The organism is Erwinia sp., assembly GCF_049696395.1.
In the GTDB taxonomy this organism is placed as follows: domain Bacteria; phylum Pseudomonadota; class Gammaproteobacteria; order Enterobacterales; family Enterobacteriaceae; genus Erwinia.
On record NZ_JBAVTT010000002.1, the window covers coordinates 32,354 to 40,060 of the forward strand.

Here is a 7,707-nt window from a genome sequence, read left to right on the forward strand (position 1 = left end):
CAAAATCCCTATTGTTGTTTTTGCGAGGAAAACTCTGCCCGCGCAAGAGGACCTTCATCCGTCCGGCGGGTAACTATCAGCATTTTTGCCTGCTTCTGAACGTCCTGCGGCACCGACGCAAGTTCGACCGTTTTACAACCGCTGTCGCCGACATAACGCACGACGTCATGCGTACTTTTCACCTTCAGTTCGCAGCGGTACATCTGCATGCCACGCGCCATATATAAATTCTTCATGCGGTGATTGGTTTCCGCCGTGAATCCGCCCTGCCCTAATCCCGACCAGCTGGTGACATTTAGCGGCGTAGCGCCTTCCAGCGGCGTTTGCTGATTAATCATCAGTCTGCCGAGGTAGGTGTAACGCGAGGCGATATTCACCTTACTGACCAGCATCCTTCCCGGCGCGATAAACAGCGTCCGACGTCCGGCACCCTGCGTGATCTCACTGCGCATACCGGCGGTGGATTCGATGGAGTCACTGATGCTGATATTACTTTGCGTATAAGCCGGCACGCTGAACAACGTACGGCCGGTACCGTGCAGGCTGGCGCTGCCCGCGCCGTCAACGGAGACATCCACGCGAGTATCCCTGCTGTCATCGGTACTCGCAACGTTCAGCCCGATGGCAGCACCGGGCAGGCCGTTGCCCCATTTCCCCCAGTACAGACCCGATTTCGCCACCGCCATTGAGGAGTTATAGCTACCGCTACTGCTTAAACGCTGGCCCGACGCGCCCGATGAGGCTGAACTGAACGCCAGACTGCCGCTGCCGTACTCGCCGCTGGTTTTCCCGTAGACCGAAGCATCCAGCGTATTGTCCTGATTCCCGTTGAGATTCACGCCGATTTCCTGCTGGTTCTGCGCATCGAAATACCAGTTTTGCGCGACGTTATAACCAACCTGATCTTTACTGCTGCGGTCTGTCTGATAAGTCATGCCCACCGAGCTGTAGTACGAATGCGCATTCATCGTCGGCGTGCTGGCCCGCGAGAGCGAAACGGAGAGAAATCCGCCGTTATCGTGCTTCATGCCGGTGCTGTTGGTCCGCGTAAAAAGATTGGCGCTGGTATTGATGTTGATGCCTCCGACGCTGAAACCCCGCCCCAGCCCGGCCTGCCAGGTGGCAGTCTGCGTTTGGTTATAACTGCTGCGGCGTGTCCATACTGGCACCGGGGCGTTATCATCGAGCTGCGCCGGAAGCGCATTGCGGCCTTCATTTTTGCTGGCGCTGTAACCGGCGTTCACATACCAGCTTTTCACCGGCACGCTGAACATCAGGCTGCTGCTCTGATAGCACCCGCTAAAACCGTATTGGCCGCCGTTGTTGCTGTAACAATCCTGCGCATACAGTGCGCTGCGATAAAAGCTGAGGGAAAAACCGTCGTTATAGGTGACCTGCTGAATGTTGCCGCGCGAGCCTTCGCTGCCCTTCAGGTAACTGAAGCGGGTGGTGAGAATGCCGTCGAGCAGCGGGTTATCGAATCCGTGACTCCAGTCGAGTGCGCTTTCGATAAAATGGTGGCGGTTGGTCGCGGCCACACCGCCAGTGAGCGCAGCTTCACGGGTGAGCGGCACTTTGATCCCCGCCTGCATCACGCGGCGATCGGCACCGTTTTTTGCTTCTGCCCCGTTGCCCTGGACTTCGTGGTCAGGAATGACACCGCCCTGCATAAACCATTCGATGTTCTGGCTGGTGGCATTGCCCGTGCGGCTAAAAGGCACCTGCTCGGTGCGCGACAACTGATTATCTTCGTAAACGCGCAACGTCACGGTGTAGCTGCCGTTGGGGAACGCGGTGGTATCGAGGTTCTGTGTCCCCGCAGTAAGGTAAAAGGTGCCGAGCAACTGCCGATCGCGATAGGCATCAATGCGTGACGGGCGGGTGATAAACACTGTCACCGGCGTGCCCTGCGCGGCCTGTGAGTTGTTCATCCAGGCGAGCGTGGAACCGACACGCGCACCTTCGATGGTGCTGAGCGGCAACTGGCTGAGGGTAATATTTCCACCTGCGTTACTGAAAATATCCCGCGAGTCCATGCGCCCCGCCTGAACGTAGTAGCGTTTGCCGACGTCACGGCGCAGGAAAACGTTGTTGAAATGCACATCCTGATGAGTTTGCTGACGATATTTTTGCGCCAGATAGTCCCAGTCAAATCCGGCATAACTGTTTTCCGTTAGCCCGAGCGCGCCCGCGCCCTGCACGGATACCGTCTGGTCATTGTTGTTGGTAACGAAGTTAATATTCTGCTGATGAAGAAACGCCGCTTCCGTTTCTGCCGTCTGTTCGAAGTACGGTGAGCGCTTGTCTGCGGTAAGCGGCACAAACTCAGGGCCGAGGAACAGCGCGACTTTGGCATTATTTTCATCATAGATAAGCGCAACCGAATCCGTTTCCAGATAATCACACCCTGCCACGCCGCCGTTACTGCTGCACGCCAGATTTCCGTTACGTGCCAGTGGCTTGCCGAGTAGACGGTCCAGTACCGCTTGCTGCTGAGAACGCTTTTGATAATGCGCCATCACCGCCTGCGCAACGTCTTCCGGTTTGAGGAAAGTGACGGTATCGAGGTTAACGGAAGCTTCAAAAAGTCCGAGCGATTGCCCGTAGACAGAAAGATTGACCCACAGCGTCTGGCCGGTGACCAGCGATTCAAACCCAGGCGGAACCTGGGTGGCGGCCCGGGCTGAAAGAAAGGGGATCAGGGTAATGAAAGAGGCGATGATAACGATGCGGCAATTGACCTTCATTACAGCGTCCTGCTGAAAAAGAATAACAAGGGGGCAAACTGCCCCCCGAAATAATCGATCAGGCAACTCCGGCAAATCAGCTCGACGTCGTTGCCTGTGTGATTAACAGGCTGACTACGCCGGAATAGGTGCCGGTCGTCAGAGGCGCTACGGTTGCCGGGGAGATTTTCAATGGCAGAACGGAAGAACCGTTCTGAGTGCCAGCCGGAAACAGGGATGCGTAAGTCAGGGAAGTCGCCGTGGTGGTGATCGTTTTCAGATCTGCACCCAGCGTGACTTTCAACGGAACGGCGGCACCGGTTACAGCTTCGTTTAACTGGGCAGTACTCACCAACGCCACGTTGATATTGGCGGTAGATGAATTCGACCAGATTTTGGTATCCAGTGAATAAGTAGATAAACCACGACCAGGAATATATTGCATATTAATGGTGCCCGGTAGCGCAGTACCATCTGCCTGCGTCATATCTACCGTCGAATCAACGTTAGCATTAACAGTGATATCTTTCTGCACAGCCTGTGCATTAAATGCAGCCGTTAACGCAGCAGCGATTAAAAGGGGTTTGATTAATTTTTGCATTTGTAGCTCCATGAAAACCCATGTAATGGTCATAACGCTAAATAATTCGAGCGACAGGAAGGTGACTGAATACAGCCAACTCACCTGCGGCTTGAAGAATGACGCGCATCCATGACCGTTTTATTGATAATGAACTGCTTCATAACAAACAGGTTGTTATTCTTTAGAATAAGCTGATTATTGCCCGAGAACGTATTCGTTAATATTTCTCGTCTTTTGATCAACATATTTAATTCTTATTTCCTGTGCAGCGTTTATTTCAGCTGGGCGCCAGGCTTTGAAGCGCAATGTCTCATCCGGATATACCGTGGCGTGTTCCTGTTTCCACTGGCAGCTGCCGCTGCTATTTTTTTGCGAGCAGAGGGCCACTTCGCGGATCACCATGCGCACGGTGCCATTGTTTTTAACGTCCCCCGACGATAAGGGAATGAGTGATAACACAGCGTGTTTCGGCGGAATATGCACCAGCACGCCCCAGACTAAATTAATGCCCACCTGGTTGCTGATTTTATTCTCTTGAGCAGTGTTATCTTTCAATTCCTCCGGCGCACCGACGGCCTCGAAATAAACCCGCCAGGCGGTCTCTTTCTCCGGGGGTTGTAACGAAATAAGACGAATGATGCGTTGCGAACCCGATGCCAGCGCGAATTTATCCGGGGTAGCAATCAGCGAACGTGAAACCGTATCCTCTATCACTATTTCTTTTTCAAATTGTGTGGCAGGGCGATCTATTCGCTTAATGCTGAGTTTAATGAACTGCGCCTCGCCGCTTTGCGACAAAGTCTGCACCTGCGCTGCGCCCTGGCTATTTAGCGTCACCTCCATGGGATAAACGCTCATATTTGCCAATGCAGCTGGCATGGATAAAAAAGTCATTATTATCAGTGATAAAAACGGTAGTCTGGCGAACTTCTTTTTACAAAATAACGCAAAAGAATTGCCGTGACGCAGGGTCTGATGACGTGACTCTTCCATGATAAATCCTTATAAAATCCAATGAAAACGTGCCACTAATTCCCCCTCCTGAGAAAATCTCTGTTAAACCGGACATCTGAACTCACGGGGATAACCTGGCGATAAGAAAGTTCTCATACAGGCTTTGTTATGTCACTGTCCATTTTTGTGGTTAATTTTTTTAAGAGAAGGGATAAAAAGATCCAGGCTGTAATAAAACCCTCCTAAGTCAATGAAATAGCTAATCAAAATAACCACATAAAAAACAAGCCATTGCCTTTTGAAACTATTTTTACCGGCCAGAGTGAAATGAGGGTTTATGCTAAATAGCCAGTTTAGTGCTAACATAATGCCGAGAAGGGCAATAAAGACCCTTATTGATTTCAACAAAATCGCTAAATACCCACTATCGCCATATAGCACAATGAACCTTTTCTAAACGGATTCTAAATTAACACTAAAGAACAATGGCGGTATTTTTTGCATTACGGAACCAGGCCAAGCAAGCAGCAATATGAAGAGAAAACAACAACTCACAGAATCAATTTTTCACCGTGCAGAATCCATCAGGTCCCACAAGGATATTGAGGCAGTCATACAGAAGCACTATAAACTTCTGTTTCGACTTTACCTGACTAAACCTCTATTTTTTAAGGTAATTTTTAAAGCAAACCGTTTTATTATCGGTTCGGCCATCATGGCATATTTTTTCACAACAGAAAAACCGACGCTTCGCCTTGTAAAAGATTTTTGTAAGAAAACGGGGTTAATCAGTGACAATACGATCGATTCCTTTCTGCTCTTTATCCGGGTAGGCGGTCGTATGGACGTCAAAAAGGATCCGCAGGATAAACGAAAGTTAAACTATCAGGTGACGTCAAAAGGGCTTGATGAAACCCGTGCGTTAATTAATACCATGATGATTCCCTATGGGATGCTTTATCCTGATTTCGATGTCTCCAGATGTTTGAAAATGGACAATTTCACCGCTGATTATTTCCAAAAATATGCCGAAATCACCCTCAATCAGGTGTACCTCTTCGATATGGTGCCGGAGTGTAAGGCGTTTGTTTTCAGAGATGCCGGGCACATGCTGCTGATGGATCTCTATATCGAGAGCATCAAACAGCAGACGGCGGTGATCGAGTACAACTACCTGAAAGCCTCGCTCAAGTGTGGTGTGTCACGTTCGCACATCAGACGATGCCTGAAAGCCGCAGAGGTTGGCGGATTGCTGACGCTCGATACAGAGAATAACACCCTTATCCTGCACCAGACCTTCATGCAAATGGTGCTGAACTACTTTGCGGTTTACATGGCGATGGTCGAGCATGGATTAAGTGGCTTGCGAAGAGAATAGAGATGAGATCGCCCGCCGGACCGAGGGTTTTACTCATTTACAAACAGCGTACGCCAGGCCTCCAGCGTCTTTGGTAACGATTTATTTTGCTGTTCTGTGGTGGTGTAGCTGATTTTTACCCTCTGATTAGCATCGGGCTGCACGCGCATCGCCCAGATTTTGCCATTCGGGGTATACATAATAATGGCCGATTTGCGGTTGGCCTGCCCTTTTACCGACAAATTCAGCACCGAAGCCCCGATGTTGTCCAGATCCTGGCCATAAAGCACATTATTGGCTGTCTGAACGTAGTTGATATACTCCGCGCCCACCAACGTATGAAAACGGTCATCTAAGGCCTTGTCAGGAAAAATCCCCAGGCTCAGCAACGTCTGCGCTGGACGGGGATCCTTATCGGCCCGAACATAAGTCCCATCAATCGCAATGCCACCAGGCATTAACAGCCCACAACTGCCTGAGCTGTCACTGCTCACATCGATTTTGCCATCAAGCCGGGGCATCATCAGAATGGTGCACTTGCCGCCCCAGGCAATGTTATTCACAAATCCCAGTCCGTAAAATTTACTCGCATCTCCGCTGAAATTCGCTTTATAGACGCCTCCCCACAGCGTGGCATCCATCCTGAACCCCCATTCTGCGCTACGGTTGATGATGATATGGCCGCCGTTGCCGTTGATCGCCGTGCTGTTCCACCACTCGCCTTTCCAGTCAAACGGGCGATCGGCATCGAACAGTTCACTGATCCCTTTGAAATAGGCGCTACGCAGGCAATTTGTGCTGGTGCAGCCGTCACGTAATTGTCGCCACTCCCCCACTTTTTTATCAAGGTGCTGGGGATTATCCTGGAGTCGGGCGCGGTAGCTGTCGTTCAGCACGCTGTCCAGCCAGACCAGTTGTGGAACTGAACAGAGGGTGTTTTCTACCACGGTCACCGCGCGGGCACAGTCGATAGCTAAAGCAGAAGAAGTGAAGAAAGTGAGGCCAAGGGACAAGCCAATTAAACGTAGCGTGGTGATCATCAATAGCCTCTTTGGCCTAAAGTTCCGCCATAACAGCCTGGCGGGAAAAGATGCGTAAATTCTATCTTGGTTTTCACACAATGCCAGCATCGTCAGCGATGACAGAGTGGCAAAAAGAGACCGGCGGCAATAAGCCGCCGGCTGAACCAATAAAATTCGGTTCAGGGGCACTGACAGGTTACTGCAAACGGTCTGCGATAGGCTTCACCACCTTAACGCCGTGATGACCGTAAAATTGGTACAAGGTGTCAGAGGCCGCTTTGGTCAATACCATGATCTCAATACGTCGGTTGCGGGCAGACAAAGGATCGTTCGGATCCAGGGGCATGTTGTCGGCCATAGCGTTGACTTGTATGACTCGCTTAGGTTCCACGCCGCCTTTCTCCAGGGCTCTTCTGGCCGCCAGTGCGCGGTCACCGGAGAGGTTCCAGTTGTTGTACTGCGCGCTATCACGGTAAATAGCCGCATCCGTATGCCCGGTAATCATGATCTGGTTATCTATGCGGTTAAAAACCGGCGCCAGTTCAGTGAGCAGCCGGGTGAAAAACGGCGTCATTACCGCGCTCCCCCGAGGAAACATCATCCGGTCGCTATTGTCCTGCAACAGAATGCGTAAACCTTGCGGTACTTTCTCCAGCGACAGATTTCCCTGCGCATTGAGTGAAGCGGTGATGCTGGCAATCACCTCGCTAAGCTCCTTCAGCTCTAAATCAGAACGGGAAAGGACGTTTTCCAGTGATTCCGTTGGCTTTGCCTCAGCCGTCTCCGGGGCCTCGTCTGGCGTAATGGTTTCCGCGATCACCGCTGCACCCTTTCCGGCAGGATCGTTGATTGGGGAAAAATTAGTGCCATCAAAGATGGAGGTGCCATTGAGTTGAGCGACAATCTCTTTACGCTCCTCTTCCGATACCGCACCCACAATCAACTTTGTGGTGGTGACCAAAGGCGCTGAGCGTATTTCCGAGGTCTCGGCACGCTTTACTCTCGATGCGCTGCCTGGCAAACAGATGGCGATTGACGCCGATCTCAATGCAGGGCTGATCAATC

6 protein-coding genes and 1 pseudogene are annotated in these 7,707 nt (G+C 51.3%); 2 read left to right on the forward strand and 5 right to left on the reverse strand.

Annotated elements, in window-relative coordinates:
- Positions 1-8 precede the first annotated feature (8 nt).
- The 3 genes from WCC56_RS00235 to WCC56_RS00245 form a co-directional block, all read right to left on the reverse strand.
- Positions 9-2,747: a TcfC E-set like domain-containing protein gene (locus WCC56_RS00235; RefSeq protein ID WP_424690426.1), complete on the reverse strand. Its 2,739-nt coding sequence runs from the start codon at positions 2,745-2,747 to the stop codon at positions 9-11.
- 76 nt (positions 2,748-2,823) lie between these two features.
- Positions 2,824-3,327 carry a CS1 type fimbrial major subunit gene (locus tag WCC56_RS00240; protein WP_424690427.1) on the reverse strand — a complete coding sequence of 168 codons (504 nt, stop codon included), beginning with the start codon at positions 3,325-3,327 and terminating at the stop codon, positions 2,824-2,826.
- Between the two features lie 177 nt (positions 3,328-3,504).
- On the reverse strand, positions 3,505-4,302 hold the full coding sequence (locus WCC56_RS00245; RefSeq protein WP_424690428.1) for a fimbrial protein: 798 nt from the start codon (positions 4,300-4,302) through the stop codon (positions 3,505-3,507).
- Between the two features lie 493 nt (positions 4,303-4,795).
- Between WCC56_RS00245 and WCC56_RS00250 the strand changes: the two genes are divergently transcribed.
- Positions 4,796-5,641, forward strand: a complete 846-nt coding sequence (locus WCC56_RS00250) for a hypothetical protein (protein WP_424690429.1) — start codon at positions 4,796-4,798, stop codon at positions 5,639-5,641.
- Positions 5,642-5,670: 29 nt separating this feature from the next.
- Here WCC56_RS00250 and WCC56_RS00255 read toward each other — a convergent pair whose 3' ends face one another.
- Together WCC56_RS00255 and WCC56_RS00260 are read right to left on the reverse strand one after the other, a co-directional pair.
- The gene (locus WCC56_RS00255; protein ID WP_424690430.1) at positions 5,671-6,660 is read right to left on the reverse strand and encodes a lysozyme inhibitor LprI family protein; all 990 of its coding nucleotides are present in this window, start codon (positions 6,658-6,660) and stop codon (positions 5,671-5,673) included.
- Between the two features lie 178 nt (positions 6,661-6,838).
- Positions 6,839-7,603, reverse strand: a complete 765-nt coding sequence (locus tag WCC56_RS00260) for an OmpA family protein (protein WP_424690431.1) — start codon at positions 7,601-7,603, stop codon at positions 6,839-6,841.
- Here WCC56_RS00260 and WCC56_RS00265 point away from each other — a divergent pair.
- Positions 7,581-7,707, forward strand: a pseudogene (locus WCC56_RS00265) (FHIPEP family type III secretion protein); the annotation flags it as partial. The gene WCC56_RS00260 and the pseudogene WCC56_RS00265 sit on opposite strands and share 23 nt — an antisense overlap.

Coding starts and splice junctions, on each gene's coding strand:
- WCC56_RS00240 (WP_424690427.1), bottom strand. CDS start 3,327: ATGCAAAAATTAATCAAACCCCTTTTAATCGCTGCTGCGTTAACGGCT.
- WCC56_RS00245 (WP_424690428.1), bottom strand. CDS start 4,302: ATGGAAGAGTCACGTCATCAGACCCTGCGTCACGGCAATTCTTTTGCG.
- WCC56_RS00255 (WP_424690430.1), bottom strand. CDS start 6,660: ATGATCACCACGCTACGTTTAATTGGCTTGTCCCTTGGCCTCACTTTC.
- WCC56_RS00235 (WP_424690426.1), bottom strand. CDS start 2,747: ATGAAGGTCAATTGCCGCATCGTTATCATCGCCTCTTTCATTACCCTG.
- WCC56_RS00250 (WP_424690429.1), top strand. CDS start 4,796: ATGAAGAGAAAACAACAACTCACAGAATCAATTTTTCACCGTGCAGAA.